The 26,124-nt window shown below is 67.4% G+C and carries 31 protein-coding genes and 1 tRNA gene; 22 read left to right on the top strand and 10 right to left on the bottom strand.

Annotation, left to right across the window (positions count from 1 at the left end):
- Nucleotides 1-23 precede the first annotated feature (23 nt).
- The 7 genes from Q5H91_RS09745 to hisB all read right to left on the bottom strand — a co-directional run bounded on the left by Q5H91_RS09745 (nucleotide 24) and on the right by hisB (nucleotide 5,087).
- Nucleotides 24-1,562 carry an amino acid permease gene (locus Q5H91_RS09745; protein WP_305173205.1) on the bottom strand — a complete coding sequence of 513 codons (1,539 nt, stop codon included), beginning with the start codon at nucleotides 1,560-1,562 and terminating at the stop codon, nucleotides 24-26.
- A 119-nt stretch (nucleotides 1,563-1,681) separates the two neighbouring features.
- On the bottom strand, nucleotides 1,682-2,059 hold the full coding sequence (locus tag Q5H91_RS09740) for a histidine triad nucleotide-binding protein (protein WP_305173204.1): 378 nt from the start codon (nucleotides 2,057-2,059) through the stop codon (nucleotides 1,682-1,684).
- A gap of 9 nt (nucleotides 2,060-2,068) precedes the next feature.
- Entirely contained in the window at nucleotides 2,069-2,383 is a 315-nt protein-coding gene (locus Q5H91_RS09735; RefSeq protein ID WP_305173203.1) for a phosphoribosyl-ATP diphosphatase, read from the bottom strand.
- Between the two features lie 11 nt (nucleotides 2,384-2,394).
- Entirely contained in the window at nucleotides 2,395-3,156 is a 762-nt protein-coding gene (gene hisF / locus Q5H91_RS09730) for an imidazole glycerol phosphate synthase subunit HisF (RefSeq protein WP_305173202.1), read from the bottom strand.
- Nucleotides 3,153-3,890: a 1-(5-phosphoribosyl)-5-[(5-phosphoribosylamino)methylideneamino]imidazole-4-carboxamide isomerase gene (gene hisA, locus Q5H91_RS09725; RefSeq protein WP_305173201.1), complete on the bottom strand. Its 738-nt coding sequence runs from the start codon at nucleotides 3,888-3,890 to the stop codon at nucleotides 3,153-3,155. Before hisA ends, hisF begins: the two co-directional genes overlap by 4 nt.
- Nucleotides 3,878-4,483, bottom strand: coding sequence for an imidazole glycerol phosphate synthase subunit HisH (gene hisH, locus Q5H91_RS09720; RefSeq protein WP_305173200.1), 606 nt, complete (start codon nucleotides 4,481-4,483; stop codon nucleotides 3,878-3,880). The genes hisA and hisH overlap by 13 nt, the downstream gene beginning before the upstream one ends.
- A 16-nt stretch (nucleotides 4,484-4,499) precedes the next feature.
- Nucleotides 4,500-5,087, bottom strand: coding sequence for an imidazoleglycerol-phosphate dehydratase HisB (gene hisB, locus Q5H91_RS09715; protein ID WP_305173199.1), 588 nt, complete (start codon nucleotides 5,085-5,087; stop codon nucleotides 4,500-4,502).
- A 74-nt stretch (nucleotides 5,088-5,161) separates the two neighbouring features.
- On the opposite strand from hisB, the gene Q5H91_RS09710 reads away from it, so the two are divergent.
- The 6 genes from Q5H91_RS09710 to gmk all read left to right on the top strand — a co-directional run bounded on the left by Q5H91_RS09710 (nucleotide 5,162) and on the right by gmk (nucleotide 8,784).
- Nucleotides 5,162-5,647 carry an SspB family protein gene (locus Q5H91_RS09710; protein ID WP_305173198.1) on the top strand — a complete coding sequence of 162 codons (486 nt, stop codon included), beginning with the start codon at nucleotides 5,162-5,164 and terminating at the stop codon, nucleotides 5,645-5,647.
- 126 nt (nucleotides 5,648-5,773) lie between these two features.
- The gene (locus tag Q5H91_RS09705) at nucleotides 5,774-6,193 is read left to right on the top strand and encodes a GNAT family N-acetyltransferase (RefSeq protein ID WP_305173197.1); all 420 of its coding nucleotides are present in this window, start codon (nucleotides 5,774-5,776) and stop codon (nucleotides 6,191-6,193) included.
- A 23-nt stretch (nucleotides 6,194-6,216) separates the two neighbouring features.
- A complete protein-coding gene (gene fumC / locus Q5H91_RS09700; protein WP_305173196.1) occupies nucleotides 6,217-7,608 on the top strand; it encodes a class II fumarate hydratase in 1,392 nt (463 codons plus the stop codon).
- A 52-nt stretch (nucleotides 7,609-7,660) separates the two neighbouring features.
- Nucleotides 7,661-7,870, top strand: a complete 210-nt coding sequence (locus Q5H91_RS09695) for a hypothetical protein (protein WP_305173195.1) — start codon at nucleotides 7,661-7,663, stop codon at nucleotides 7,868-7,870.
- The gene (locus Q5H91_RS09690; RefSeq protein WP_305173194.1) at nucleotides 7,867-8,076 is read left to right on the top strand and encodes a hypothetical protein; all 210 of its coding nucleotides are present in this window, start codon (nucleotides 7,867-7,869) and stop codon (nucleotides 8,074-8,076) included. The genes Q5H91_RS09695 and Q5H91_RS09690 overlap by 4 nt, the downstream gene beginning before the upstream one ends.
- 57 nt (nucleotides 8,077-8,133) lie before the next feature.
- The gene (gene gmk / locus Q5H91_RS09685; RefSeq protein WP_305173193.1) at nucleotides 8,134-8,784 is read left to right on the top strand and encodes a guanylate kinase; all 651 of its coding nucleotides are present in this window, start codon (nucleotides 8,134-8,136) and stop codon (nucleotides 8,782-8,784) included.
- Between the two features lie 200 nt (nucleotides 8,785-8,984).
- On the opposite strand, the gene Q5H91_RS09680 is transcribed toward gmk, so the two are convergent.
- Nucleotides 8,985-9,440: a universal stress protein gene (locus Q5H91_RS09680; RefSeq protein ID WP_305173192.1), complete on the bottom strand. Its 456-nt coding sequence runs from the start codon at nucleotides 9,438-9,440 to the stop codon at nucleotides 8,985-8,987.
- Between the two features lie 119 nt (nucleotides 9,441-9,559).
- On the opposite strand from Q5H91_RS09680, the gene Q5H91_RS09675 reads away from it, so the two are divergent.
- Genes Q5H91_RS09675 through Q5H91_RS09645 form a run of 7 tightly spaced genes read left to right on the top strand, consistent with a single transcriptional unit; the run spans nucleotide 9,560 to nucleotide 17,498 of the window.
- Nucleotides 9,560-10,921: a pyruvate dehydrogenase complex dihydrolipoamide acetyltransferase gene (locus Q5H91_RS09675; RefSeq protein WP_305173191.1), complete on the top strand. Its 1,362-nt coding sequence runs from the start codon at nucleotides 9,560-9,562 to the stop codon at nucleotides 10,919-10,921.
- A gap of 17 nt (nucleotides 10,922-10,938) precedes the next feature.
- Complete coding sequence (locus Q5H91_RS09670) at nucleotides 10,939-11,346, top strand: acyl-CoA thioesterase (protein WP_305173190.1); 408 nt, start codon at nucleotides 10,939-10,941, stop codon at nucleotides 11,344-11,346.
- Nucleotides 11,347-11,383: 37 nt separating this feature from the next.
- Complete coding sequence (lpdA, locus tag Q5H91_RS09665; RefSeq protein WP_305173189.1) at nucleotides 11,384-12,796, top strand: dihydrolipoyl dehydrogenase; 1,413 nt, start codon at nucleotides 11,384-11,386, stop codon at nucleotides 12,794-12,796.
- 51 nt (nucleotides 12,797-12,847) lie between these two features.
- Entirely contained in the window at nucleotides 12,848-14,128 is a 1,281-nt protein-coding gene (locus Q5H91_RS09660; protein WP_305173188.1) for a Xaa-Pro dipeptidase, read from the top strand.
- An 8-nt stretch (nucleotides 14,129-14,136) separates the two neighbouring features.
- Nucleotides 14,137-15,525: a hypothetical protein gene (locus Q5H91_RS09655; protein WP_305173187.1), complete on the top strand. Its 1,389-nt coding sequence runs from the start codon at nucleotides 14,137-14,139 to the stop codon at nucleotides 15,523-15,525.
- A 55-nt stretch (nucleotides 15,526-15,580) separates the two neighbouring features.
- Nucleotides 15,581-16,687: a catalase family protein gene (locus tag Q5H91_RS09650; protein WP_305173186.1), complete on the top strand. Its 1,107-nt coding sequence runs from the start codon at nucleotides 15,581-15,583 to the stop codon at nucleotides 16,685-16,687.
- Between the two features lie 31 nt (nucleotides 16,688-16,718).
- The gene (locus tag Q5H91_RS09645; RefSeq protein ID WP_305173185.1) at nucleotides 16,719-17,498 is read left to right on the top strand and encodes a metallophosphoesterase family protein; all 780 of its coding nucleotides are present in this window, start codon (nucleotides 16,719-16,721) and stop codon (nucleotides 17,496-17,498) included.
- 10 nt (nucleotides 17,499-17,508) lie between these two features.
- Here Q5H91_RS09645 and Q5H91_RS09640 read toward each other — a convergent pair whose 3' ends face one another.
- Nucleotides 17,509-17,910 carry an MAPEG family protein gene (locus Q5H91_RS09640; RefSeq protein ID WP_305173184.1) on the bottom strand — a complete coding sequence of 134 codons (402 nt, stop codon included), beginning with the start codon at nucleotides 17,908-17,910 and terminating at the stop codon, nucleotides 17,509-17,511.
- A 266-nt stretch (nucleotides 17,911-18,176) separates the two neighbouring features.
- Here Q5H91_RS09640 and Q5H91_RS09635 point away from each other — a divergent pair, with 266 nt between their 5' ends.
- Complete coding sequence (locus tag Q5H91_RS09635; RefSeq protein ID WP_305173183.1) at nucleotides 18,177-18,737, top strand: PEPxxWA-CTERM sorting domain-containing protein; 561 nt, start codon at nucleotides 18,177-18,179, stop codon at nucleotides 18,735-18,737.
- 99 nt (nucleotides 18,738-18,836) lie between these two features.
- On the opposite strand, the gene Q5H91_RS09630 is transcribed toward Q5H91_RS09635, so the two are convergent.
- A tRNA-Trp gene (locus Q5H91_RS09630) sits at nucleotides 18,837-18,913 on the bottom strand.
- 267 nt (nucleotides 18,914-19,180) lie between these two features.
- On the opposite strand from Q5H91_RS09630, the gene rpsL reads away from it, so the two are divergent.
- The 8 genes from rpsL (at nucleotide 19,181) to Q5H91_RS09590 (ending at nucleotide 26,123) form a co-directional block, all read left to right on the top strand.
- Nucleotides 19,181-19,552, top strand: coding sequence for a 30S ribosomal protein S12 (gene rpsL / locus Q5H91_RS09625; RefSeq protein ID WP_112381158.1), 372 nt, complete (start codon nucleotides 19,181-19,183; stop codon nucleotides 19,550-19,552).
- A gap of 112 nt (nucleotides 19,553-19,664) precedes the next feature.
- On the top strand, nucleotides 19,665-20,135 hold the full coding sequence (rpsG, locus tag Q5H91_RS09620; protein ID WP_305173182.1) for a 30S ribosomal protein S7: 471 nt from the start codon (nucleotides 19,665-19,667) through the stop codon (nucleotides 20,133-20,135).
- A gap of 95 nt (nucleotides 20,136-20,230) precedes the next feature.
- Entirely contained in the window at nucleotides 20,231-22,327 is a 2,097-nt protein-coding gene (gene fusA, locus Q5H91_RS09615; RefSeq protein WP_305173181.1) for an elongation factor G, read from the top strand.
- A 209-nt stretch (nucleotides 22,328-22,536) separates the two neighbouring features.
- Complete coding sequence (gene tuf / locus Q5H91_RS09610; protein WP_305173180.1) at nucleotides 22,537-23,730, top strand: elongation factor Tu; 1,194 nt, start codon at nucleotides 22,537-22,539, stop codon at nucleotides 23,728-23,730.
- 165 nt (nucleotides 23,731-23,895) lie between these two features.
- Nucleotides 23,896-24,204, top strand: coding sequence for a 30S ribosomal protein S10 (gene rpsJ / locus Q5H91_RS09605; RefSeq protein ID WP_007406109.1), 309 nt, complete (start codon nucleotides 23,896-23,898; stop codon nucleotides 24,202-24,204).
- 253 nt (nucleotides 24,205-24,457) lie between these two features.
- Nucleotides 24,458-25,192 (top strand): 50S ribosomal protein L3, encoded by a 735-nt coding sequence (gene rplC / locus Q5H91_RS09600; RefSeq protein WP_305173179.1) that lies wholly within the window; start codon nucleotides 24,458-24,460, stop codon nucleotides 25,190-25,192.
- Between the two features lie 3 nt (nucleotides 25,193-25,195).
- Entirely contained in the window at nucleotides 25,196-25,810 is a 615-nt protein-coding gene (gene rplD / locus Q5H91_RS09595) for a 50S ribosomal protein L4 (RefSeq protein WP_305173178.1), read from the top strand.
- Nucleotides 25,803-26,123, top strand: a complete 321-nt coding sequence (locus Q5H91_RS09590) for a 50S ribosomal protein L23 (protein WP_305173177.1) — start codon at nucleotides 25,803-25,805, stop codon at nucleotides 26,121-26,123. Before rplD ends, Q5H91_RS09590 begins: the two co-directional genes overlap by 8 nt.
- Nucleotide 26,124: the final 1 nt, after the last annotated feature.

The raw sequence follows: 26,124 nt of genomic DNA, 5'->3' as shown, positions 1-26,124 counted from the left end.
CTTTTTCGTGCCGGGCCGGAGCCTCAGGGCTCCAGCGGTCGGGCGATCTCGGGCTGCATCGCCGGCTCGGGCAGCTCCGGCTCGTATCCGCGACCGACATGGCTGCGGCTGCGGCTATAGGCGAAATAGATCACCAATCCGACCGCGCCCCAGCCCGGCAGCACGAGGATCGCCACCAGCGGCAGCGAGAAATAGAGGTACGCACATCCTGCCATCGCCAGCGGCGCGACGATCCATACCGCCGGCGTGCGGAACGGACGCTTGCGGGCCGGATCCGACTTGCGCAGCACCATCACCGACAGCGCGACCATGAAGAATGCGAACAGCGTGCCCGAGTTGGAGTAGTCCGCCAGCTTGCCGACCGGCAGGAAGGCGGCGGCGAGCGTCGCGGCGATGCCGGTCACGATCGTGACGACGTGCGGCGTCCTGTACTTCGGATGGACCGAGGCGAGCTTGTCGGGCAGCAGCCCGTCGCGCGCCATGGTGAAGAAGACGCGGGTCTGGCCGAACATCATCATCAGCACGACCGAAGGCAGCGCCAGCGTCGCGGCCAAGCCGATCAGGTTGCCGATCTTCTCCCAACCGATCACGCGCAGGACATGGGCCAACGCCTCGCGCGAGCAGGACAGCGGCTCCAGCGCGCCGCCGGCGACGATCGCGCGGCAGCGATCGGCCAGCTCCGGCGTGCCCGGCGACAGCACCACGCCCGCGGCGTCGCGGACCGGCTGCGCGCCGAGCGGCGACCCGATCGCACCCGCCGACACCAGCAGGTAGAAGACGGTGCAGAACAGCAGCGACGCGATCAGGCCGATCGGCACGTTGCGCTGCGGGTTCTTGGTCTCCTCCGCCGCGGTCGACACCGCGTCGAAGCCGACATAGGCGAAGAAGATCGACGCTGCGGCTCCCGCGACGCCGGTCAGCCCGGTCGGCATGAAGGGCGTGAAGTTGGCGCCGTTCATCACCGGCACCGACAGGGCGACGAACAGGGTCAGCGCGGCCACCTTGATCGCGACTAGAATCGCGTTGACCCGTGCGCTCTCGGTCGTGCCGATCACCAGCAGCCAGGTGACGAGCAGCGAGATGATGACCGCGGGGATATTGACGTACCCGCCCGACGACGGGCCGTTGACCCACTCGACCGGTATGTCGATGCCCAGCAGGTTGCGCATCTGCCCGACGACATAGCCGGACCAGCCGACCGCGACCGCGCTGGCGCCGACCGCATATTCCAGGATCAGCGCCCAGCCGACCATCCAGGCCAGCAGCTCGCCCATCACCGCATAGGTATAGGTATAGGCCGATCCTGCGACCGGCACCATCGACGCCAGCTCCGAATAGCAGAGCGCGGCGACCGCGCAGACGAAGCCGGCGATGCAGAAGGACAGCATCATGCCCGGCCCCGCCTTCTGCGCGGCCTCCGACGTCAGCACGAAGATACCAGTGCCGATAACGGCGCCGACGCCCAGCATGGTGAGCTGGAACGCGCCGAGCGAGCGGTGCAGGCCGCGCTTCTCGGCAGTCGCCAATATGGCGTCCAGGGACTTAACACGCCCGAAAATCATCTACTCACATCCCCCCGGGGAGAGGGCGGACCCAACCGGCCCGCCTCGTCGTTCAGTTCAAGCGGGCGAGCCTAATCGGAAATCTGCATGGCGCAATGTTTTCCTGCGCCGGTACGCCTTCAGCGCGACAGCATCGGGCCGAGCGGCGCACCGCCGAACAGGTGGACGTGCAGGTGCGCGACCTCCTGCCCGCCATGCGCGCCGACATTGGCGAGCAGGCGGTATCCGGGCGCGACCAGCCCGTGCTCGCGCGCGACATGGCCGACCGCGCGGACGAAGCCGGCGATCTCGTCCGCGCTCGCCCGCGCGCTGAAATCGTCCCACGAGGCATAGGCGCCGCGCGGGATCACCAGGATATGCACGGGCGCCTGCGGGGCGATGTCGTGGAAGGCGACTGCCCATTCATCCTCGTAGACGCGCTGCGACGGGATCTCGCCACGCAGGATGCGCGCGAAGATGTTGGTGTCGTTATAGGGCTGGGTGGCGTCGATCGGCATCAGCGGCTCCTATTTCCGGGTTCGGCCGGCCTTCTCGTCATGGCCCGACACGCCCTCGCGCCGTGCCAGTTCGGCGCGCACGTCGTCCAGCGACAGGCCCGCATCGGCGAGAAGAACGAGCAGGTGGAACAGCAGGTCCGCGGCCTCGGACGCCAGCGTGTCCGGCTGGGTAAGGGCGGCGATCACCGTCTCGGTGGCCTCCTCGCCCAGCTTCTGCGCGATGCGGGGACGACCCTTGGCGAACAGGCTGGCGACGTAGCTCGAGGCGGGATCAGCCCCGCGCCGATCGCGGATCGTGGCGTCGAGCCGGTCGAGTGCGTCCATCGGAACCTCCGTCAGTGGCTGCGGACCGGCACGCCGGCGGCGGCCAGCGCGCGGTGGGCGTCGGCGACCGACGCCTCGCCGAAATGGAAGATCGAGGCGGCGAGCACCGCGCTGGCATGCCCCTGAACGATCCCGGCGACCAGGTCATCCAGCCCGCCGACCCCGCCCGAGGCGACGACGGGCACGCTGGTACGGTCGGCGATCGCGCGGATCAGGTCGAGATCATAGCCGCTGCGGGTGCCGTCACGGTCCATCGAGGTGACCAGCAGCTCGCCCGCGCCCAGTTCGGCGAGGCGCAGCGCATGGGCGACCGCGTCGATCCCGGTCGGGCGGCGGCCGCCATGGGTGAAGACCTCCCAGCCATCACCGGTGCGGCGCGCGTCGACGCTGGCGACGCAGCACTGGCTGCCGAAGCGCTCGGCGATGTCCGCGACGACCTCGGGCCGGCTGACCGCGGCGGAGTTGACCGCGACCTTGTCGGCGCCGGCCAGCAGCAGCGCGCGGGCGTCCTCCGCGGTACGTACGCCGCCGCCGACGGTCAGCGGCATGAAGCACACCGCCGCGGTGCGGCGGACCACGTCCAGGATCGTGCCGCGATCCTCGTGGCTGGCGGTGATATCGAGGAAGCACAGCTCGTCCGCCCCGGCGGCGTCATAGGCGCGCGCCTGCTCGACCGGATCGCCGGCATCGCGCAGCTCGACGAAGTTCACCCCCTTGACGACGCGACCGCCAGCGACATCGAGGCAGGGGATGACGCGGGCGCGAACGGTCACGCGGCCTCCGCGACAGCCAGTGCGGCGGCGAGATCGAGCCGGCCGTCATAGAGCGCCCGGCCGGTGATGACCCCTTCCACCCCGTCGCGGGCATGGAGCGCGAGGACGTGGATGTCGGAAATGCCGGCGACCCCGCCGCTGGCGATCACCGGGATCGACACGGCGCGGGCGAGGTCGACCGTCGCCTCGACGTTGCAGCCCTTCAGCAGGCCGTCGCGGCCGACATCGGTGAACAGCAGCGCGGCGACGCCCGCATCCTCGAACCGACGGGCGAGGTCGGTGGCGCTGGTGGTCGACACATCGGCCCAGCCCTTGGTCGCGACCATGCCGTCGCGCGCGTCGACCGCGACGACGATGCCGCCCGGATAGGCAGCGGCCATGTCGCGGACGAACTGCGGCTGCTCCAGCGCGGCGGTGCCGATGACGACGCGGGCGACACCCAGGTCGAACCACGCCTCCACCGCCGCAGGCGTGCGGATGCCACCGCCCAGTTGGACATGACCGGGGAAGCGCTCGACGATCGCCTTTACCGCGTCGCCATTGACGCTCTCGCCCGCGAACGCGCCGTCGAGGTCGACGACATGGAGGTGTTGCGCCCCCGCATCCGAGAACAGCATCGCCTGTGCGGCGGGATCGTCGCCATAGACGGTGGCACGGTCCATATCGCCCTCGGCCAGCCGCACGACCTGGCCTCGCTTCAGATCGATGGCGGGGAAGACGATCAAGGAGCCCATGCGAGGAACCTTTCTAGCAGGGCGAGCCCGTAATTCTGGCTCTTCTCGGGGTGGAACTGGACGCCGAACATCGTGTCGCGGCCGATCGCGGCGGTGACCGGGCCGGCATGGTCGGTGGTGGCGAGGATATCTGCGCCCTCGAAGGCGAAGCTGTGGAGGAAATACGCCTCGCCCGCCTCGATCAGCGGGTGGGGGCGGGCGGGGACGACGTCGTTCCAGCCCATGTGCGGCACCTTGGCGTCCATCGTGCCCGGCTCCAGCCGTCGGACGCGGCCTGCGATCCAGCCGAGGCCGCCGTGCGTCCCCATCTCCTCGCCGGTGTCCGCCATCAGTTGCATGCCGACGCAGACGCCCAGGAACGGCTTGCCCTGCTGCCGGACGCGCAGGTCCATCGCCTCGACCATCCCGTCGACCCCGCGCAACGCGGCGGCGCAGGCGCCGAATGCACCGACGCCGGGCAGGACGATCCGGTCCGCGTTCGCGACCACGTCCGGATCGGCGGTGACGGTCAGGTCGTTGCAGCCCGCCGCACGCAGGGCATTCTCCACCGAATGGAGGTTCCCCGCGCCATAATCGATCAGGGCGAGGGTCATCGGCGCGGTCCGTCCCTCACAACACCCCCTTGGTCGAGGGGATCGCGTCCGCCTTGCGCGGGTCGATCTCCACCGCGATGCGCAGCGCGCGGGCCAGCCCCTTGAACGCGCTCTCGGCGATGTGGTGGTTGTTCTCGCCGTGCAGCGTCTCGACGTGGAGCGTGATGCCGGCGGCCTGCGCGAAGCTGTGGAACCAGTGCTGGAACATCTCGGTATCCATCTCGCCCAGCCGCTTCTGCGAGAACTCGGTCTTCCAGACCAGCCAAGGCCGCCCCGATATGTCGAGCGCGACGCGGGTCAGCGTCTCGTCCATCGGCGACAGCGCGTCGCCGTAACGGCGGATGCCGCGCTTGTCGCCGAGCGCCTTGGCCACCGCCTCGCCGATCGCGATGCCGGTATCCTCGACCGTGTGGTGCTGGTCGATGTGCAGGTCGCCCTTGGTCCGGACATGCAGGTCGATCAGCGAGTGGCGCGACAGCTGCTCGAGCATATGGTCGAAAAAGCCGACCCCGGTCTCGATGTCATAGGCGCCGGTGCCGTCGAGGTTGACGGTGACGGCGATCTTCGTCTCGCTGGTGTCGCGGGCGATGGTGGCGGTGCGCATGGCGGTGGTCCATAGCGAAGGCGGCACAGCATGCAATCTTGACGCTGGCGGGGCGGCGCGCCTACCCAAGGGGCATGAGCGATGGCCTGCCCGACAGTCTGATACCGTACGACGAGATCGTGCAGGAGGCGCTGCGCGCCGTGGTGGGCCGCGTGCTCGGCCAGGTCGCGGAGGCGGGCGGCCTGCCCGGCGAGCATCATTTCTACATCACCTTCAAGACGCAGGCCGCCGGAGTCGACATCCCGCAGCGGCTGATCGAGCGGTTCCCGGACGAGATGACGATCGTCCTGCAGAACCGCTACTGGGACCTGCTGGTCGACGAGGAGCGCTTCTCGGTCGGGCTCAGCTTCAACCAAGTGCCCTCGAAGCTGGTGGTGCCCTATTCGGCGATCACCGGTTTCCACGATCCGGCCGTCAATTTCGAACTGCGCTTCCAGGCGCAGGAAGAGCCGGGCGACACGCCCGAGATCCATGACGAGGCCGAGAATGACGGCCCGATCGCCCAACCGGTCGAGGACGGGTCGAACGTCGTCAGCGTGGATTTCAAGAGGAAGAAATAGGGAGCGAGCCGCGCAGCGTAGCTGCAAGGCGCTCGCAACGCGACGCGCGGAGCCGGCCGGCGCGGCAAGGCCGCGGCCGACGTCATGGGATTTACTCCCATGACGGCCTTGGCAGGAAGGAACGCGATGACGCCTCCCGAACTCCTCTCCAACCCCGACGACAGCGTCCGCGACGCGATCCTGGCCCCGCTGATCGCTCATAACGAAGCCATGGTCGGTCCGACCGATCGTCGCACCGTGGCGATCGTGCTGCGTGGTGACGATAACGCGGTCACCGGCGGACTCTGGGGCGTGACCGGGTTCCGCTGGCTGTTCGTCCAGTATCTCGCCGTCCCGGCGGCGCTGAAGGGGCAGGGCCATGGCCGCACGCTGATGCGCATGGCCGAGGAGGAGGCGCGGCGGCTGGGCTGTGTCGGCGTCTGGCTCGACACCTTCAGCTTTCAGGCGCGCGGCTTCTACGAGAAGCTCGGCTATGCGGTAATCGGGCGGATCGACGATTTCCCGCCCGGCGAATCACGCTTTTTCCTGCGCAAGCGGATCGACTGATCCGGGTGCGCGGTTCTTCGCGCATGACCGACACCCGTACCGAAACCGACTCGATCGGCCCGATCGAGGTCCCCGCCGCCGCCTATTGGGGTGCGCAGACGCAACGCTCGATCGAGAATTTTCCGTTCGGTGCGCAGGAGCGGATGCCGATCGGGATCCTCCACGCGCTGGCGCTGGTGAAGCAGGCGGCGGCGCGCGTGAACCGCCGCCATGGACTGGACGCCACCAAGGCCGACGCGATCGAGTCCGCCGCCGCCCGGGTCGCCGCGGGCGAGGTCGACGACCAGTTCCCGCTCGTCATCTGGCAGACCGGCAGCGGCACCCAAAGCAACATGAACGCCAACGAGGTGATCGCCGGCATCGCCAACGAGGCACTCGCCGGCACGCGCGGCGGCAAGGTGCCGGTCCATCCGAACGACGACGTCAACCGCGGCCAGTCATCGAACGACAGCTTTCCGACCGCGCTCCACGTCGCCGCCGCACTGGCGGTCACCCGCAGCCTCTATCCGGCGCTCGACCGGCTGCATGACGCACTCGACGCCAAGGCGCGCGAGTGGAGCGACATCGTCAAGATCGGCCGCACGCACCTGCAGGACGCGACGCCGCTGACGCTGGGGCAGGAATTTTCCGGCTATGCCGCACAGCTCGCCAACGCTCGCGACCGGATCGAGGGGACGCTGGCGCGCAACATCATGCCGCTGGCGCAGGGCGGCACCGCGGTCGGCACCGGGCTGAACGCGCCGGAAGGGTTCGCCGAGGATATCGCGCGCGAGATCGCGGCACTGACCGGGCTTCCCTTCGTCGCCGCCGCCAACACATTCGAGGCACTGGCGTCAAATGACGGGCTGGTCGACCTGCATGGCGCGCTCAACGTACTGGCGGTGGCGCTGACCAAGATCGCCAACGACATCCGCCTGCTCGGCTCCGGCCCCCGCTCGGGCCTGGGCGAGCTGCAACTGCCCGCCAACGAGCCCGGCAGCTCGATCATGCCGGGCAAGGTCAATCCGACCCAGTGCGAGATGCTGACGATGGTCGCCGCGCAGGTGATGGGCAACAACGTCGCGGTTACCGTCGGCGGGGCGCAGGGGCATCTGGAACTCAACGTCTTCAAGCCCCTGATCGGCGCCAACGTGCTCCGCTCGATCGACCTGCTCGGCGTCGGCATGACCAGCTTCGCCGAACGAACGGTGGACGGGATGACCGCCGATCGCGACCGGATCGCCGAGCTGGTCGACCGCTCGCTGATGCTGGTCACCGCGCTCGCGCCCGAGATCGGCTATGACAATGCCGCGAAGATCGCCAAGCATGCCCATGCCGAACGTCTGACCCTCAGGCAGGCGGCGCTCGATTTGGGGCTGGTCGATGCCGCCACGTTCGACCGGGTCGTTCGGCCGGAGGCGATGGTCGGTCGCTGATCCGGAACTTCGCCGCGCCTCCCGCGCTTGTCCGCGCGAAGGAGATCGCGACGTGAGTGCAACGACCGTGGGTGGGCTGATCGGTGGCCTGATCGACAGCATGAGTGGCGACGACGGCGTCGGCGACGGCGCGATCAAGGGTGCGATCGCCGCCAATATCCTGAAGGTCGTGGTGCCCGTCGCGGTGACGTATGCGGTCGGCTGGGCGGTGCTGAAGGGCGCGGCCGAACTGAAGGACGGCATTTTCGGAGAAGTGGAATGATCGGCAAGATTATCGGTGCGCTCGTCGGCCGCGAGATGGATCGTCGCGACGGCTCTGGCGGGGTGAAGGGCGCGGCACTCGGCGCACTGATCGGCGGCGGGCTGCGGCGGATGGGTCCGCTCGGCATGGTGCTGGGTGGCGGCTATGTCGCCAAGAAGGCCTATGACCGCCGCCGGGCCGCGCGGCAGGTGCCACCCGCCATCTGATCCGCCAATTGTCCGCGCCGGCTTGACGCCCGCCGGTGCGGACGGCCAAAGGCGCGCATGGCGCACCATCCCTCGACCGATCCGCACGGCCTGAAGCGCCGGGGCGTCCTGTTCGTCCTGTCATCGCCCTCGGGTGCCGGCAAATCGACGATCGCGCGGATGCTGCTCGCCGACGATCCCGAGCTGGCCATGTCGGTGTCGGCGACCACCCGCACGATTCGTGATGGCGAGGTCGACGGGCGCGACTATCACTTCGTCGATCTGGAGGAATTCCGCCGCATGGTCGCGGCGGACGAGTTCCTCGAATGGGCGCACGTCTTCGACAACCGCTACGGCACGCCGCGCGCGCAGGTCGAAGAGCTGTTGGCGGCGGGCAAGGACGTTCTGTTCGACATCGACTGGCAGGGCGCGCAGCAGCTGTTCCAGATCGCGGGCGGCGACGTCGTCCGCGTCTTCATCTTCCCGCCCTCGATGACCGAGCTGCGCGCCCGGCTGGAACGCCGCGCGACCGATGCGGAGGCGGTGATCGATGCTCGCATGGCGCGTGCGGCCAACGAGGTAAGCCACTGGGACGGTTACGACTATGTCCTGGTCAACGACGACGTCCAGGCGTGTTTCCGCGGTGTGAAGACCATCCTCGCCGCCGAACGCCTGCGCCGCTCGCGCCAGACCGGGCTGATCGGCTTCATCCGGCGATTGACGAAATAGGGCTGCTTGTAGAGCCGCGACGTAAGAGGTTCTGGATCCCCGCCTCCGCGGGGATGACGAAACATTGCCTGCTACGCTGAATGTCGATCGGCCTATAGCGTCACCGTGCCAGGTTGAACCACCGTCGTCGCGTTCCGGACGACCGCTACGCGGCGGGGCGCTCTCAACATGCCGATGATCCCACCTGACACGGTAACGCTCTAGCTCAGCCGGTCGATCTGCTCGGCGTTCAGCGATCCGGGCACGATCATGATCGGCACGGTCAGTGTGCCCGCGTCGGCGCCGGTGAAGTGGGTCACCAGCGCGCCCGGTGCGCCGCTCGCCGCCGCGCCCAGCACCAGCGCGGCGATGTCGGGATTGGCCACGATCGTCTCGCGCACCACTTTCGGGCCGTCCCCGCCGCGGACGGTGATGGCGGGGGTAATGCCCGATTCCTCGAACAGCGCGCCGGCTGCCTTGGCGACGATACCCTGCGCGTGCTGCATCGCCTCTTCCTCGATCGTCGCCTGGACGCCGCCGAAGGCGATGAACTCCTGCGGCGGCAGCAGGTTGAGGATCTCGACGCCGCCGCCGGTCTTCACCGCGCGCCGCGCGGCGAAGCGGAGCGCGATCTCCGCCTCAGGACTGTCGTCGATCACGACGAGATAGATGCGCATGGCCGTCCCCTTTCGCGGATGATGTGCCGGGCAACGCGCGCGGGTGCAAGCCGCCGGGGTTGACCGATGCGGCGCGGGGGGCAAAGGAGTGTGCCCTTACGGAACGCCTGAGGACATTCATGTCGATCGAGATCAAGATGCCCGCGCTCTCCCCGACGATGGAGGAGGGAACGCTCGCCAAGTGGCTGGTGAAGGAGGGCGACACCGTCTCCTCGGGCGATATCATGGCCGAGATCGAAACCGACAAGGCGACGATGGAGTTCGAGGCGGTCGACGAGGGCGTCATCGCCAAGATCCTGGTCACCGAGGGCAGCGACAATGTGAAGGTCGGCACGGTGATCGCGATCCTCGCCGAGGAAGGTGAAGACCCGGCCTCCGTCACCAGCGGCGGCGGCGCGAAGGCCGACACGCCGCAGCCCGCCGACCCGCAGTTCAAGGGTACGCCCGACGCGACCGACCCCAATGCCAAGGGCAACGAGGCGCAGGGCGGCGCCCGCACCGTGGAGCAGGCCGAGGATCATGGTCGTCCCGCCGATGCCGGCACGGCCTCTCCCAAGCCGGCGGCCGCGGCCGGCGGCGACCGGGTGAAGGCCAGCCCGCTCGCCCGCCGCATCGCCGCCAGCAAGGGCGTAGAGCTTTCGGGCGTGTCCGGGTCCGGCCCCAACGGCCGCATCGTCAAGGCCGATGTCGAGGGTGCCAAGCCGGGTGCCGGCCAGTCCCAGGCCACCGCCGCTCCGACCGCCGAGGCGGCCGCACCCGCCGCCGCGCCGAAACCCGCCACCGTGCCGGACATCCCGCACGAGGCGACCAAGCTGTCGAACATGCGCAAGACGATCGCGCGTCGCCTGACCGAGTCGAAGCAGACGGTGCCGCACATCTACCTGACGGTGGACGTGCGCCTCGATGCGCTGCTGAAGCTGCGCGGCGAGCTGAACCACTCGCTCGAGAGCCGCGGCGTCAAGCTGTCGGTTAACGACATGCTGGTGAAGGCGCTGGCGGTGTCGCTGATCGCGGTGCCCAAGTGCAACGTCATGTTCACGCCCGACCAGCTCATCAGCTTCAAGCGCGCCGACATCTCGGTCGCGGTGTCGACGCCCTCGGGGCTCATCACCCCGATCGTGAAGGAGGCGGACACCAAGTCGCTGTCGGTCATCTCGACCGAGGTGAAGGACCTTGCCGGTCGCGCCCGCGACAACAAGCTGAAGCCTGAGGAATTCCAAGGCGGTACCGCCTCGATCAGCAACATGGGCATGTTCGGGATCAAGCAGTTCGAGGCGGTCATCAACCCGCCCCAGGGCATGATCCTGGCGATCGGAGCGGGCGAGAAGCGGCCCTACATCGTCGATGGCGAGCTGGGCGTCGCGACCGTGATGTCGGCGACCGGCAGCTTTGACCATCGCGCGATCGATGGCGCGGACGGCGCCGAGCTGATGAAGATGTTCAAGGAATTGGTCGAGCGGCCGCTCGGCATGCTCGCCTGACGGGTCGGGTCGCCGCAATGCTCCACCCGGAGGAAATGCCGCCCGAGGGGCTGCCCGCGGTGCGGGTGATCGCGATGCCTGCGGACACCAATCCGTATGGCGACATCTTCGGCGGCTGGCTGATGAGCATGATGGATTCGGCCGCGGGCTCGGTCGCGTCGCGCCACAGCCATGGCCGCGCGGTGACGATCGCGGTGGAGGGGATGACCTTCCACCGCCCGGTCGTGGTCGGCGACGAGGTGTCGGTCTATGCGAAGCTGGCCCGGGTCGGCCGGACCTCAATGACGATCGAGGTCGAAAGCTGGCGCCGCGCCCGCCACGACGACCGTAGCTACAAGGTGACAGAGGCCAAGTTCACCTTCGTCGCCATCGGCGAAGACCGCCAACCCCGGCGCGTGCCCGCCCTCCAGCAATCCGATCAATAACGCCGGCAACCGGCGGTGAAAGCAAGGAAATCGATCCGTGGCTGACACTTACGACCTCATCATCCTCGGCTCCGGCCCCGGCGGCTATGTCGCCGCGATCCGCGCGGCGCAGCTGGGGATGAAGACCGCGATCGTCGAGCGCGAGCGGCTGGGCGGTATCTGCCTGAACTGGGGGTGCATCCCGACCAAGGCGCTGCTGCGCACGTCGGAAATCTACCACTACATGACCCATGCCGACAGCTATGGCCTCAGCTGCGAGAAGCCGTCGTTCGACCTGCAGAAGGTGGTGGATCGCAGCCGAAAGGTGGCAGGCCAGCTGAACGCCGGCGTCAAGGGCCTGATGAAGAAGAACAAGGTGACCGTCGTCGAGGGCGTCGGCGCGATCACTGGTAAGGGGAAGCTCAGCGTCAAGCAGGGCGACCAGACGGTTGAGCTGACGGCCAAGAACATCATCGTCGCAACCGGCGCGCGCGCCCGCGACCTGCCGTTCGCCAAAGCGGACGGCAAGCGGGTCTGGACCTATCGCCACGCGATGGTCCCGACCGAGATGCCGACCAAGCTGCTGGTCATCGGATCGGGCGCGATCGGGGTGGAGTTCGCCAGCTTCTACAACGACATGGGCGCCGACGTTACCATCGTCGAGATGCTGCCGCGCATCCTGCCGGTCGAGGACGAGGAAGTCTCGGCCTTCATGGACAAGGCGCTGACCAAGCAGGGAATCAAGATCCTAACCGGCGCGGGCGTCGAGAAGATCGAGCCCGGCGCGGCTTCGGTGAAGGCCGCGATCAAGGGCAAGGACGGCAAGGTCGAGACGACCGAGTACAGCCATGTCATCGTCGCGATCGGCATCGTTCCCAATACCGAGGAGATCGGGCTGGAGGCGCTGGGCGTGAAGACCGATCGCGGCCATATCGCGACCGACGGCTACGGACGCACCAGTGTCGACGGGATCTGGGCGATCGGCGACGTGACGGGTGCACCCTGGCTGGCGCACAAGGCCAGCCATGAGGGCGTCATCGCGGTCGAGGCGATCGCGCAGGCGGCCGGCAACAAGGATGTCCATCCCCACGCGATGGACAAGGGCAATATTCCGGGCTGCACCTATTCACGCCCGCAGGTCGCCAGCGTCGGCATGACCGAGGCCAAGGCGAAGGAGGCCGGCTACACGCTGAAGGTCGGTAAATTCCCCTTCATCGGCAACGGCAAGGCGATCGCGTTGGGTGAGGCGGAGGGCTTCATCAAGACGGTGTTCGACGCCAAGACCGGCGAGCTGCTGGGCGCACACATGGTCGGTGCCGAGGTGACCGAGTTGATCCAGGGCTATGTCGTCGCCCGCCAGCTGGAGACGACCGAGGCCGAGTTGATGCAGACCGTCTTCGCGCACCCGACCCTGTCGGAGATGATGCACGAGAGCGTGCTGGGCGCCTACGGCAAGGCAATCCATATCTGAGATGGACGTCATGCCGGGACAGGGCCGGCACGACGGAGACGGGGGCAGGGGATGCGGACGATTCTAGCGCTGACGGTGACAGCGACCATGCTCGCCGCCACTCCTGCGATCGCGAAGACGGTGGTCGTCACCGCCGCGCACATGATCGATGTCGAGGCGGGGCGGACGGTTGAGGAGCCGGTGGTCGTCATCACCGATGGGCGCATCGTCTCGGTCACCGGCCGCGGCGGTGCGCGGCCGGCGATCCCGGACGGGGCGGAGCGGATCGACCTGCCCGGCAAGACGATCCTGCCCGGCCTGATCGACATGCATGTCCATCTCGATGCGGACGCGCGGATCAGCGGCTATCGCCGGTTGGATTATACCGACAGCTTCTGGCAGGCGGTCGGCGTCGCCAATGCCCGCGCGATGCTGGCGGCGGGGTTCACGACCGTCCGCAACGTTGGCTCGTCCGATTATAACGATGTCGGGCTGAAACAGGCGGTCGAGGGTGGCTATATCGTCGGCCCACGCATCGTGCCGGCCGGCTATGCGCTGGGCTCGACCGGCGGGCACTGCGACGGCACCGAGGGGTTGCCGCCGAGCTTTGCGGACCTGCCCAACCCCTCCGTCGCGGACAGCCCCGATGGCTATCGCCGGCTGGTGCGGACGATGAAGAAATACGGTGCGGAGGTCATCAAGATCTGCGCGACCGGCGGCGTGCTGTCGCGCCGCGACGCGCCCGGCGCGCAGCAGATGTCGCTGGACGAAATGAAGGCGGTCGCGGACGAGGCGCACATGCTCGGGCTGAAGGTCGCCGCCCACGCGCACGGCACCGCCGGTATCAACGACGCGCTGCGCGCCGGCATCGACACGATCGAGCATGCCAGCCTGGCCGACGCGACCTCGTTCAAGCTGGCGAAGGAACGCGGCGCCTGGTTCTCGATGGACGTGTACGACGACGACTACATCCTTGCCGAGGGGGCGAAGAACGGCGTACATCCCGAGTCGCTGGAGAAGGAGCGGCAGATCGGCCGCAAGCAGCGCGAGACCTTTCGCGACGCCTATCGCGCCGGCGTGAAGATGGTCTTCGGGACCGATAATGGCGCGGTCTTCCCGGCCGGCCAGAACGCTTTGCAATTCGCCAAGATGGTCGAGTGGGGCATGACCCCGATCGCGGCGATCCGCTCGGCGACGGTGAATGCGGCGGAGGCGCTGGCGCGTACCGATGTCGGCACGATCGCGGTCGGTCGCTGGGGCGACATCGTTGCGGTCGACGGCGATCCGCTCGCCGATATTCGCGTGCTGGAACGACCGGCGCTGGTCATCAAGGCTGGTGAACCGGTCCGCTGAGCCGCGCCGTGAGGCCGCAGCGATGGTTACCAGTCGCGGCACTGGCGGTGGCGGCGCTGCTGCTGGCAGGGACGCTCGCCCTGTTCTGGCCGGGCTTCGTCGAATATGACAGCGTCCGCCAGTACGAGCAGCTGCTGACCGGTCGATATGACGACTGGCACCCGCCGGCGATGGCGCGGTTCTGGGCGGGGCTGCGCCTGCTGTTCGGCGCCGGAGCGGGACCGATGCTGGTCGCCCAGCTCGGCGGATACTGGCTCGGCCTGGGCCTGCTCTCCGCGGCGCTGGCGCGCCGCGGGCGGAGCGTCGCCGGTGCCGGTGTCCTCGCGATCGGGCTGTGGCCCGTCTTCCTCGGCTGGCAGGTCGCGATCCTGAAGGATGGGCAGCAGGTCGCGGCGATGCTGGCGGCGGTCGGGCTGATCGGCTGGTGGCGGCTCGCGGGGCAGCGTCTGCCATGGGCGGCGCGGACCGCCGTCGCCGTGCTGCTGATCTACGCGCTGCTGGTGCGGGCCAATGCCGTGTTCGCGGTCGCGCCGCTCGTCGCGCTGACGCTGTCGCGCGGACGGCGGCTGGTCGCAGGTACGGCGATCGTGGCAGCGACGCTGGCGCTGTCGCCGATCGTCAACCACCGGCTGCTCGGTGCGGAGGCGAGCCGGGTGACACGAACCCAGCCGCTCTACGATCTCGCCGGCATCGCGGTGCGCAGTCCCGGTGCGGGCGCGTTCACCGGTGCCGAGGCGCTGGCGCTGCGCCGCCACGGATGCGTGACGCCCTTCTTCTGGGATCCGCTCGACGACGTGCCCGGATGCAGTGCCGCCACGGCGCGCATCGATGCGTGGTCGGCCGGGCAGCTGTACGCGGCGCTCGCCCGCGCGGTGCTGTTGCATCCGATCGCCTATGCGCAGCACCGGCTGGCGCATCTGAACTCCACCGACCGCTGGCTGGTCCCGTATCGCTGGCCCGGCGCGGAGCCGCCGATGGCATCGGAGCCGAACGCGCTGGGGCTCGTTCCGCCCGGCGGTTCGGCGATCGTCTGGCAGACATGGAGTCGCCCGCTCGCGACCACGCCGGCGGGCTGGCCGGTCCTGTGGATCGTCGCCGGGGTGGCCGCGCTGATCGCCGGCCGGGCACGGAGCGATGCCGATGCCGCGCTCGCCCGTGCGCTGATCGGCTCGGCCCTGATGCTGGAGGCGAGCTTCGCGGTCGTCAGCATCGCCTCTGACCTGCGCTATCACCTCTGGCCGATGCTCGCGATCGCACTCGGGCTGGTCCTGCTCGGACGGGGCTGGTCGCGGCGACGGGCAGGGGCGACGCTTCTCGCGATGCTGTTGGTGACCGCGACCGGTGCCGCCGCGCGCCTGCTCCTTCCCGCCGACGCTGCCGTCGCGCGGATCGGGTAAGGAACGTCACTCATTTCCAGCGGTTGAGCAGCGACACGCAAGGAGAGCGCCGCCGATGACCGACACTGCAACGCTGAAGGCGCCCGTCCGCTACGACCCGTCCGTCGAGACGGTACAGCCGGACGAGGGACAGGTGATCCACCAGCTGGAGGACTCATTCCGCAATATTCTGGAGACGACGTCCAAGGACTATGGCCACGCCGAACGCTCGGTCCATGCCAAGGCGCACGGCATCGCCACCGGAACGCTGACGGTGCATGACGGCCTGCCACCCGAGCTGGCGCAGGGCCTGTTCGCCCGGCCCGGCACCTATGAGGCGGTCCTGCGCATCTCGACCAACGCGGGCGACATCCTGGACGACTCGATCGCATTGCCGCGTGGGCTGGCACTGAAGATCATCGGCGTCGAAGGCGAGCGGCTGCCGGGATCGGAGGGCGACGCGACGCAGGACCTGATCCTCGTCAACGGCCCAGCCTTCTCGGCGCCCGACGCCAAGGCATTCTCGAAGAACCTGAAACTGCTCGCCTCCACCACCGACAAGGCGGAGGGCGCGAAGAAGCTGTTGTCGGGTGTGCTGCGCGCGTTCGAGGCGACGCTGGAGGCGGTCGGGCTCGAATCGGCGACGTTGCAGACGCTGGGTGGCGCGCCGCAGGTCCATCCGCTCGGCGAAACCTATTATTCGCAGACGCCGTTTCGCTATGGCGACTATATCGCCAAGTTCTCGCTCGCTCCGGTCAGCCCGGCGTTGACCCAGCTGACCGGCGACACGGTGACCACCACCAACCGCCCCGACGCGCTGCGCGAGGTCGTCAGCGAGGTGCTGGTCAGCCAGGGCGGCACCTGGGAGCTGCGCGTCCAGCTCAGCCGCGACCTGGAGGCGATGCCGGTCGAGGATCCGACCAAGGTCTGGGACGAGAAGGACAGCCCCTTCCAGACCGTCGCCACGCTGGAGGTCGCGCCGCAGCCCGGCTGGGAGCACGGTACGTCGGACAAGATCAACGACGCACTATCCTACAACATCTGGCACGGGCTGGCGGCACATCGGCCGCTCGGCAACATCAACCGGGCGCGCAACGATACCTATAAGTTCTCCGCCGACTATCGTGGGCGTTTCAACGGCTGCCCGATGCACGAGCCGCGGCAGCTGGCCGACCTGCCTTGACGATGATGCGCGACGGCGGGAAGAGCAGGGGATGACCAAGCTCTTCCACGTCAGCGACGTCCATTTCGGCAAGGAGGACCCGCACGCGATCCGCTGGTTCGCGGAGCGGGTCGAGGCCGAGCGCCCCGACGCCGTCATCATGACCGGCGACCTGACGATGCGCGCCCGCACCCGCGAGTTCGAGGCCGGTGGCGCGTGGCTGAAGAGCCTTGCGGCGCCGGTCACGGTAGAGGTCGGCAACCACGACATTCCCTATTACTGGGACCCGATCCGCCGCTTCATCGCGCCTTATACCCGCTATGCGGCGATCGAGCGGATGATCGAGCGGCCGCTGGAGCTTGCCGGCGTCACCATCGTGCCGCTGAAGACGACGGCACGCGCGCAGTGGCGGATGAACTGGTCGAAGGGCCATGTCAGCCGCGGCTCGCTGAAGCGCGCGCTGGCGCTGATCGCGGCGGCGCCAAAGGGCAATCTGATCTTCGTCGCCGCGCACCATCCGCTGATCGAGGGTGGTACCAAGGGAACGGCGAAGACCTGGCGCGGCGAGGAGGCTCTGGAGGAGCTGGCGGCGGCCGGCGCGCACGCGGTCCTGTCGGGCCATGTCCACGACCCGTTCGACGTGCCGGTCCGGCGCGGCGACTGGACGGTGCGGATGATCGGCGCCGGCACCCTGTCGAAGCGGGTGCGCAACCATCCCCCCGCCTTCAACGAGATCCGCATCGACGGCGACCGCTTCGAGACGGTGGTCCGCACGCTGAGCGACGAACCGAGCCGCTCTATCAGCGAGACGATGGACGCGGGCGCCTCCTGACGCTGCTCTGTCAGAGCAGCCGGATCAGCATCAGCAGCAGTCCCGCGATCGACGCCAGCCACGCCATGCTGCGGACATAGCGCACGCCGAACAGGTAGAGCGGTATGTAGACGATCCGCGCCCCAAACCACAGACCTGCCCCGACCGCGCCGATGCCGCCGGCGCGTCCGGTCACGGCCAGTCCCAGCGCCAGCGCGACGAACACCGGGTACGTCTCCTGAAAATTCGCCAGCGCCCGCGCCGCACGCCCCGCGAGCGGCCCCGGCGGCGGCGCCTCGCCATCGCGGGGGCCGGCGTTCCAGTCCAACCCCCGCTCGCGTGTCGAAGTCTGTCCCTGGATCATGACGTGCACGAACAGCAGGACCGTCGACCAGGCGAGCAGCGCGATTTCCGTGGGCAGAGCGTCCATCATCGGGTCTCCGGTACCGGCGGGACACCGGCTCGCGCAGGCAACGTCGCGGGCCGTCACTTGGCTCCGCACGAGCATGACGGCCGCCACGCCGCCACTCCCATCGCTGGTCGACAGTGGTGCCGAAGCGGGATGAGATGCCCGCCGTTCTGTCCAGAGTGTCCCATTTCGACGCAGAGGCTCAAAAAAGCTTCGCACCTTTTCCGGCAGTTAACCGTATCTCCCACGGTGACCGCGCCCCGTGGCACCGCCCACAGGGAGAGTTCTTCATGAAAGCCATGGTCTCAGCGGTCGCGCTCGCCGCTGCCTTCGTCGCGGCACCCGCCGCCGCCGCGCCGGTGTTGACGGAGGTGAACACGAACCTTCTCAACACGCCCTATACCTTCACGGTTCAGGGGGTTTCGTTCACCCTGTCGGCGGTCAGCAGCTTCTCGGCACCGCTGCTCGTCTCGAACGGCACCAACGGTGCGTTCTCGTCGGTGTTCGGCAGCCCGTCGTCCAGTTTCGTGAACCGCAACACCGTGCAGTATGGCCCGGGAATCTTCGGCAGCTATGCCTCGTTTCCCACCCCGACTTCGGTGAACTTCTCCAACGGCGACAATTTTCTCGGCATCCGCGCTACGGTCGGCACGGATAACTATTATGGCTTCGTCTACACGACGAACAACATCCTTAAGGGCTATGGCTTCGAGACGATGGCCAATACCGCGATCACCGCGACGACCGCGGTGCCCGAGCCGGCAACCTGGGCAATGATGCTGGTCGGGTTCGGCATGGTCGCCGGCGTCGCCCGCTATCGCCGGCGTGCGATGCAGGCACGCTACGCCTGATTTTCGGTTCGTGAATGCAGTGGGGCCGTCGGAGCGATCCGGCGGCCTTCGCGCGTCGGGCGGCGTGCCGGTTGGCAGTTCATCGACGACGAAAAATGCTGGCAGGGGAGCTCGGACTCGAACCGAGGGCCTTCGGTTTTGGAGACCGACGCTCTAACCAACTGAGCTACACCCCTGTGCGGGGGCGGGCTTTAGCGGGAAGTGTCCGGCGGGGCAAGCGGCCATCTGCGCCGCCCGGTCTGCCCGACCATGTGCCATTGACCACGGGCATCCCCCGGCGTATAGGCGCGGCCGTTCGGGGCGACCTGTTTCGTACCGGACATGCTTGAACATTGCTGGAATGGCAGGGGCCTGGGGTGGCCGGAGACGGTTGCGCCCCCAAGGCTCCTTTTGCATTCGAGACAGGGTCCAGCAAAGTAACCATGTGAAAGGTGAAGGCTTCAATGCCCACGATCAACCAGCTGGTCCGCAAGGGCCGCGAGCCGCAGAAGGCCAAGTCCAAGGTCCCTGCGATGGAGCAGAACCCGCAGAAGCGCGGCGTCTGCACCCGCGTCTACACGACGACCCCGAAGAAGCCGAACTCGGCGCTGCGCAAGGTGGCCAAGGTCCGCCTGACGAACAGCCGCGAAGTCATCAGCTACATTCCGGGTGAAGGCCATAACCTGCAGGAGCACTCGGTGGTCCTGATCCGCGGTGGCCGTGTGCGCGACCTTCCCGGCGTTCGCTATCACGTCCTGCGCGGCGTGCTCGATACGCAGGGCGTCAAGGATCGCCGCCAGTCCCGCTCCAAGTACGGCGCCAAGCGTCCGAAGTGAGCCAGCGGGCGCGGAGCGTCCGCGCGGACTCATCCCGGCGCAGGCCGGGATCCAGATCATAGTAAGCCCCGGACGGGTTCCGGAACCGGCTGAAGTTTAGAAGGAATAAGAAATGGCACGTCGTCGTCGCCCAGAGAAGCGCATCATCCTGCCGGATCCCAAGTACGGTGATGAGGTTCTCTCGAAGTTCATGAATTCGGTCATGCTGGACGGCAAGAAGTCCGTCGCCGAGCTGATCGTCTATGGTGCCTTGGAAACTGTCGAGACCCGCGCCAAGCGCGAGCCGATCGGCGTGTTCCACGACGCGCTGAACAACATCAAGCCGGGCATCGAGGTCCGCAGCCGCCGCGTCGGCGGTGCGACCTACCAGGTCCCCGTTGAGGTCCGTCCGGAGCGCGCCCAGGCGCTGGCGATCCGCTGGCTCATCACCGCGGCCCGCAACCGCAGCGAGAACACCATGGCGGCGCGTCTGTCGGGCGAGCTGCTCGACGCCGCCAACAACCGCGGCAACGCGGTGAAGAAGCGCGAGGACACGCACCGCATGGCGGAAGCGAACCGCGCCTTCTCGCACTACCGCTGGTAAGCGCGGCGCTTCGTCTTGGAAGCGTCTCGAATCTGACCTATATCGTGGGGAGCCGGCCATGGGCCTGCTCCCCACATCGCTAAGGAAGCCCGATCATGGCCCGCAGCCATCCGCTCGAACAGTATCGCAACATCGGCATCATGGCGCACATCGACGCCGGCAAGACGACCACGACCGAGCGTATCCTCTACTACACCGGCAAGTCCTACAAGATCGGCGAAGTGCATGAGGGCACCGCGACGATGGACTGGATGGAGCAGGAGCAGGAGCGCGGCATCACCATCACGTCGGCCGCGACGACGTGCTTCTGGAAGGCCGAGGAGGGTCAGGGCCCCGAGCACCGGATCAACATCATCGACACGCCGGGCCACGTCGACTTCACCATCGAGGTGGAGCGTTCGCTCCGCGTGCTCGACGGCGCGGTCGCGTGCTTCGACGGCGTGGCGGGCGTGGAGCCGCAGTCCGAGACGGTGTGGCGCCAGGCCGACAAGTACGGCGTGCCGCGCATGTGCTTCGTCAACAAGCTGGATCGCACCGGCGCCGACTTCTATTTCTGCGTGAACTCGATCATCGAGCGTCTGGGTGCGCGGCCGGCGGTCCTGTATCTGCCGATCGGCATCGAGGGCGGCTTCAAGGGGCTGGTCGACCTGGTCGAGAACCGTGCGATCGTCTGGCTCGAGGAGAGCCTGGGCGCGAAGTTCGAATATCAGGCGATCCCCGACGACATGGCCGAGAAGGCGGCGAAGTATCGCAGCGACCTGATCGAGATGGCCGTCGAGCAGGACGACGACCTGATGGAGGCCTATCTCGAGGGCAACGAGCCGTCGGTCGCCGACCTGAAGAAGCTGATCCGCAAGGGGACGCTGAACATGGCGTTCGTGCCGATCGTCTGCGGTTCGGCCTTCAAGAACAAGGGCGTCCAGCCGCTGCTCGACGCGGTGGTCGACTATCTGCCGTCGCCGCTCGACGTTCCCGCCATCAAGGGCGTGAAGCTCGACGGCGAGACGCCGGACGAGCGTCCGTCGTCGGACACCGAGCCGTTCTCGGCGCTGGCGTTCAAGATCATGAACGATCCCTTCGTCGGCACCCTGACCTTCGCGCGCATCTACTCGGGCAAGCTCGAGGCGGCGTCGCAGGTCCAGAACTCGGTGAAGGACAAGAAGGAAAAGGTCGGTCGCATGCTGCTGATGCATGCGAACAGCCGCGAGGACATCCAGGAGGCCTATGCCGGCGACATCGTCGCGCTGGCGGGCCTGAAGGATACCACGACCGGTGACACGCTCTGTGCCATCAGTGCGCCGATCATCCTGGAGCGGATGGAGTTCCCCGAGCCCGTGATCGAGCTGTCGGTGGAGCCGAAGACCAAGGCCGACCAGGAGAAGATGGGCGTCGCGCTCAACCGTCTCGCGCGCGAGGATCCGTCGTTCCGCGTGTCGTCGGATGCCGAGTCGGGCCAGACCATCATCAAGGGCATGGGCGAGCTTCACCTCGAGATCCTCGTCGATCGCATGAAGCGCGAGTTCAAGGTCGAGGCGAATGTCGGCGCGCCGCAAGTGGCGTATCGCGAGTATCTCGCGAAGAAGGTCGACATCGACTATACGCACAAGAAGCAGTCGGGTGGTTCGGGCCAGTTCGGTCGCGTCAAGCTGACCGTCGTTCCGGGCGAGCGCGGTTCGGGTTTCCAGTTCTTCGACGAGGTCAAGGGCGGCAATATTCCCAAGGAATATATCCCCTCGGTCGAGAAGGGCATGCGCGAGACGGCCGAGACGGGATCGCTGATCGGCTTCCCGATCATCGACTTCGAGGTCCATCTGTACGACGGCGCGTACCATGACGTCGACTCGTCGGCGCTGGCGTTCGAGATCTGCGCCCGCGGCGCGATGCGTGAGGCCGCACAGAAGGCCGGCATCAAGCTGCTCGAGCCGATCATGAAGGTCGAGGTTGTCACCCCGGAGGATTATCTGGGCGACGTCATCGGCGACATGAACAGCCGTCGTGGCCAGATCCAGGGCACCGACAGCCGCGGCAATGCGCAGACGGTCGAGGCGATGGTGCCGCTGGCCAACATGTTCGGTTACGTGAACCAGCTCCGCTCGTTCACCCAGGGCCGGGCGCAGTACTCGATGCAGTTCTCGCACTATGACGAAGTGCCGAGCAACGTCGCGGACGAGATCAAGGCGAAGATGGCCTGAGGCGCACGGGGCCAGGGCAACCTGGCCCCGAGACGCCGAAAGGCCGGCCGGCGGGTCGCTCCGGCGACCCGTTCGACGACGCCGGATTTACTCCGGTGTCGGCCTGCCCGAGGAATCGGGACAGGGGCTGGCGTAACCATGCAACAGTCGTTATTGGGCCGCGTTCGCGTGGCCCCGGCGGCACCGAATTCGAATCAGAAGGTAGGAAAATGGCAAAGGCAAAATTCGAGCGGAACAAGCCGCATCTGAACATCGGCACCATCGGTCACGTCGACCATGGCAAGACCTCGCTGACCGCCGCGATCACCAAGGTCCTGGCAGAGACGACCGGCGGCACCGCCGTCGACTTCGCCAACATCGACAAGGCGCCGGAAGAGCGTGAGCGCGGCATCACGATCTCGACCGCACACGTCGAGTACGAGACGACGAACCGCCACTACGCGCACGTCGACTGCCCCGGCCACGCCGACTATGTGAAGAACATGATCACCGGTGCCGCCCAGATGGACGGCGCGATCCTGGTCGTGTCGGCTACCGACGGCCCGATGCCGCAGACCCGCGAGCACATCCTGCTCGCCCGTCAGGTCGGCGTGCCGGCGATGGTCGTGTTCATGAACAAGGTCGATCTGGTCGACGACGAGGAAATCCTCGAGCTGGTCGAGCTGGAAATCCGCGAGCTGCTCAGCTCGTACGAGTTCCCGGGCGACGACATCCCCATCATCAAGGGTTCGGCGACCTGCGCGCTGTCGGGTTCGAACGACAAGTTCGGCAAGGAAGCGGTGCTCGAGCTGATGCAGGCGGTCGACGACTACATCCCGCAGCCGGAGCGTCCGCTGGACAAGCCGTTCATGATGCCGATCGAGGACGTGTTCTCGATCTCGGGTCGCGGTACGGTCGTCACCGGTCGCGTCGAGACCGGCATCGTCAAGGTCGGTGAGGAAGTCGAGATCGTCGGCATTCACCCGGAGGTCCGCAAGACCACCGTCACCGGCGTCGAGATGTTCCGCAAGCTGCTCGATCAGGGCCAGGCCGGCGACAATGTCGGTGCGCTGATCCGCGGCGTCGCCCGCGACGACGTGGAGCGTGGCCAGGTGCTCTGCAAGCCCGGCTCGATCAAGCCGCACACCGACTTCAACTCGGAAGTCTACGTGCTGTCGAAGGAAGAGGGTGGCCGTCACACGCCGTTCTTCGCCAACTACCGCCCGCAGTTCTACTTCCGCACCACGGACGTGACCGGCACCGTCGAGCTGCCTGAGGGCACCGAGATGGTCATGCCCGGCGACAACGTCGCGCTCGGCATCAAGCTGATCGCACCGATCGCCATGGACGTGGGTCAGCGCTTCACGATCCGCGAGGGTGGCCGCACCGTCGGCGCCGGCGTGGTCAGCGCGATCTCGAAGTAACGGACCGGGCCGGCAACGGCCCACCGCAAAACAGCCGCCCGGTGCACCGTCAGGGTGCGCCGGGCGGTTGCCTTTTTGTAGGAGCGCCTGTATGGGCGCCCCTTCGCTTTTTTGAACAGCAAGAGCCGCATTCATGCGGCCCGCTCTTTCGCATCGGTAGGGATCATGGACAGCAACATCCGCATTCGTCTGAAGGCGTTCGACCATCGCGTGCTCGATCAGGCGACCGGCGATATCGCCGACACCGCCCGCCGCACCGGCGCGCTCATCCGTGGCCCCATTCCGCTGCCGACGCGCATCGAGAAGTTCACCGTCAACCGCGGCCCGCACATCGACAAGAAGTCGCGCGAGCAGTTCGAGGTCCGTACCTACAAGCGGATGCTCGACATCGTGCAGCCGACCCCCCAGACGGTCGACGCGCTGATGAAGCTGGATCTCGCGGCCGGCGTTGACGTGGAGATCAAGCTGGCCTAAGGGCCAGCGGCGCGCTGCAGTCGACCTCGGTCCTGCGGCGCGACGGCATTTCGAGATACCGCCGGCGACCTCGGTCGTCGGGCCAGCGTCTCCCGCCATGTTCTTGAGCCAAGGCTAGAGAACGACCAGCCCGGGGCGGGGCACGTTTCGATAAATTCGGGTTGGATGGGCTTTGATGGAACCTCGGTTCCGGAGAGGCCCGCAAGCACGTTCCGGAATGGTCCGGGCGTGCCTCTGTCAAGGAGTGTGGATCATGCGCACCGGCGTGATCGCGAAGAAGATGGGGATGACCCGCCTGTTCCAGGACGACGGTCGGCACGTGCCGGTCACCGTTCTGCAGCTCGAAGGGCTTCAGGTCGTCTCCCGCCGCGAAACAGATACCGACGGCTACACCGCCGTCCAGCTTGGCGCAGGCGTCGCCAAGGCCAAGAACGTCGCCAAGCCGCAGCGCGGCCATTTCGGCAAGGCCGAGGTCGAGCCCAAGGCGATCCTGGCGGAATTCCGCGTCTCCGAGGACAATCTCCTCGACGTCGGCGCAGAGATTTCGGCGGAGCATTTCGTCGCTGGCCAGATGGTCGATATCCAGGGTCGTACCCAGGGTAAGGGCTTCGCCGGCGGCATGAAGCGGTGGAACTTCGGCGGTCTGCGCGCGACGCACGGCGTCTCGGTCTCGCACCGTTCGCTCGGTTCGACCGGTCAGCGTCAGGATCCGGGTCGCGTCTTCAAGAACAAGAAGATGGCCGGTCACATGGGCGACAAGTATCGCACCCAGCAGAATCTCGAGATCGTCGGCACCGACGTCGAGCGCGGTCTGATCTTCGTCAAGGGCTCGGTGCCCGGGTCGAAGGGTGGCTGGCTGTTCGTCAAGGACGCCGTGAAGGTCAAGGCGCACGCCGATGCCCCGAAGCCCGCCGGTCTGAAGATCGCAAACAACAACACTGCTTCTGCCGAGCCTGCTCCGGAAGCCACCGCGAGCCAGGAGGGCTAAACAGTGAAGGTCAAGGTTCAGTCCTTTGCCGGCACCGCCGGGGCGGACATCGAGCTTAACGACGAGGTCTTCGGCCTCGATCCGCGCGCCGATATCCTGCACCGCGTTGTGACCTGGCAGCTGGAAAAGCGCCGCGCCACCGCGCGCGGCACTCGTGAGCGTGCCGATGTCGCCCGCTCGGGCAAGAAGCTCGGTCGCCAGAAGGGCGGCGGTGTCGCCCGTCACGGCGATCGTCGCGCTCCCGTCTTCATCGGCGGCGGCAAGGCGCACGGCGCCCGTGTCCGCGACTTCAATCCCGGCCTGAACAAGAAGGTTCGTGCCCTGGGTCTGAAGATGGCGCTCAGCAGCCACGCCAAGGCCGGCTCGCTGATCGTGCTGGACGGTTTCGAGGTCGGCAAGACCAAGGAACTGAAGGGCCATTTCGCGACCCTGAACGCCGGCAAGCGCACGCTGGTGATCGACGGCGAGGCAGGTGAGGGCTTCCGCGCAGGCTACAACCTGCCGGGCGTCGACCTGCTGCCGGCCGTCGGTGCCAACGTCTATGACATCATCAAGGCCGACACGCTGGTGCTGACCCGCGCCGCTGTCGAAAAGCTGGAGGCGCGCTTCAATGGCTAAGCCGCAGAAGGCCGCGATCGACGTGCGTCACTACGACGTCGTGCTCGCGCCGCACATCACCGAGAAGGCGACCCTGCTGTCCGAGCATAACGCCGTCGTGTTCAAGGTCGCCAAGACTGCGAGCAAGCCCGAGATCAAGGCCGCTGTCGAGGCGCTGTTCGGCGTCACCGTCACCGGCGTCAACACGATCGTCCAGAAGGGCAAGACGAAGAAGTGGAAGGGCGTGCCCTACACCAAGTCGGACGTGAAGAAGGCGATCGTGACGCTGAAGGACGGCGAGTCCATCGACGTGACGACGGGGGCGCAGGGCTGAG

The organism is Sphingomonas aurea (assembly GCF_030678875.1).
In the GTDB taxonomy this organism is placed as follows: domain Bacteria; phylum Pseudomonadota; class Alphaproteobacteria; order Sphingomonadales; family Sphingomonadaceae; genus Sphingomonas; species Sphingomonas aurea.
Note: the sequence above shows the minus strand (reverse complement) of the source record. Positions and strands in the feature narration are given on the sequence as shown.

Bases quoted from the DNA above. Each gene is read 5' to 3' on its own strand.
- Q5H91_RS09745 (WP_305173205.1), bottom strand. From the start codon at position 1,562: ATGATTTTCGGGCGTGTTAAGTCCCTGGACGCCATATTGGCGACTGCC.
- Q5H91_RS09740 (WP_305173204.1), bottom strand. From the start codon at position 2,059: ATGCCGATCGACGCCACCCAGCCCTATAACGACACCAACATCTTCGCG.
- Q5H91_RS09735 (WP_305173203.1), bottom strand. From the start codon at position 2,383: ATGGACGCACTCGACCGGCTCGACGCCACGATCCGCGATCGGCGCGGG.
- hisA (WP_305173201.1), bottom strand. From the start codon at position 3,890: ATGGGCTCCTTGATCGTCTTCCCCGCCATCGATCTGAAGCGAGGCCAG.
- hisH (WP_305173200.1), bottom strand. From the start codon at position 4,483: ATGACCCTCGCCCTGATCGATTATGGCGCGGGGAACCTCCATTCGGTG.
- hisB (WP_305173199.1), bottom strand. From the start codon at position 5,087: ATGCGCACCGCCACCATCGCCCGCGACACCAGCGAGACGAAGATCGCC.
- Q5H91_RS09710 (WP_305173198.1), top strand. From the start codon at position 5,162: ATGAGCGATGGCCTGCCCGACAGTCTGATACCGTACGACGAGATCGTG.
- Q5H91_RS09705 (WP_305173197.1), top strand. From the start codon at position 5,774: ATGACGCCTCCCGAACTCCTCTCCAACCCCGACGACAGCGTCCGCGAC.
- fumC (WP_305173196.1), top strand. From the start codon at position 6,217: ATGACCGACACCCGTACCGAAACCGACTCGATCGGCCCGATCGAGGTC.
- Q5H91_RS09690 (WP_305173194.1), top strand. From the start codon at position 7,867: ATGATCGGCAAGATTATCGGTGCGCTCGTCGGCCGCGAGATGGATCGT.
- gmk (WP_305173193.1), top strand. From the start codon at position 8,134: ATGGCGCACCATCCCTCGACCGATCCGCACGGCCTGAAGCGCCGGGGC.
- Q5H91_RS09680 (WP_305173192.1), bottom strand. From the start codon at position 9,440: ATGCGCATCTATCTCGTCGTGATCGACGACAGTCCTGAGGCGGAGATC.
- Q5H91_RS09675 (WP_305173191.1), top strand. From the start codon at position 9,560: ATGTCGATCGAGATCAAGATGCCCGCGCTCTCCCCGACGATGGAGGAG.
- Q5H91_RS09670 (WP_305173190.1), top strand. From the start codon at position 10,939: ATGCTCCACCCGGAGGAAATGCCGCCCGAGGGGCTGCCCGCGGTGCGG.
- Q5H91_RS09660 (WP_305173188.1), top strand. From the start codon at position 12,848: ATGCGGACGATTCTAGCGCTGACGGTGACAGCGACCATGCTCGCCGCC.
- Q5H91_RS09650 (WP_305173186.1), top strand. From the start codon at position 15,581: ATGACCGACACTGCAACGCTGAAGGCGCCCGTCCGCTACGACCCGTCC.
- Q5H91_RS09645 (WP_305173185.1), top strand. From the start codon at position 16,719: ATGACCAAGCTCTTCCACGTCAGCGACGTCCATTTCGGCAAGGAGGAC.
- Q5H91_RS09640 (WP_305173184.1), bottom strand. From the start codon at position 17,910: ATGATGGACGCTCTGCCCACGGAAATCGCGCTGCTCGCCTGGTCGACG.
- Q5H91_RS09635 (WP_305173183.1), top strand. From the start codon at position 18,177: ATGAAAGCCATGGTCTCAGCGGTCGCGCTCGCCGCTGCCTTCGTCGCG.
- rpsL (WP_112381158.1), top strand. From the start codon at position 19,181: ATGCCCACGATCAACCAGCTGGTCCGCAAGGGCCGCGAGCCGCAGAAG.
- rpsG (WP_305173182.1), top strand. From the start codon at position 19,665: ATGGCACGTCGTCGTCGCCCAGAGAAGCGCATCATCCTGCCGGATCCC.
- fusA (WP_305173181.1), top strand. From the start codon at position 20,231: ATGGCCCGCAGCCATCCGCTCGAACAGTATCGCAACATCGGCATCATG.
- tuf (WP_305173180.1), top strand. From the start codon at position 22,537: ATGGCAAAGGCAAAATTCGAGCGGAACAAGCCGCATCTGAACATCGGC.
- rpsJ (WP_007406109.1), top strand. From the start codon at position 23,896: ATGGACAGCAACATCCGCATTCGTCTGAAGGCGTTCGACCATCGCGTG.
- rplC (WP_305173179.1), top strand. From the start codon at position 24,458: ATGCGCACCGGCGTGATCGCGAAGAAGATGGGGATGACCCGCCTGTTC.
- Q5H91_RS09590 (WP_305173177.1), top strand. From the start codon at position 25,803: ATGGCTAAGCCGCAGAAGGCCGCGATCGACGTGCGTCACTACGACGTC.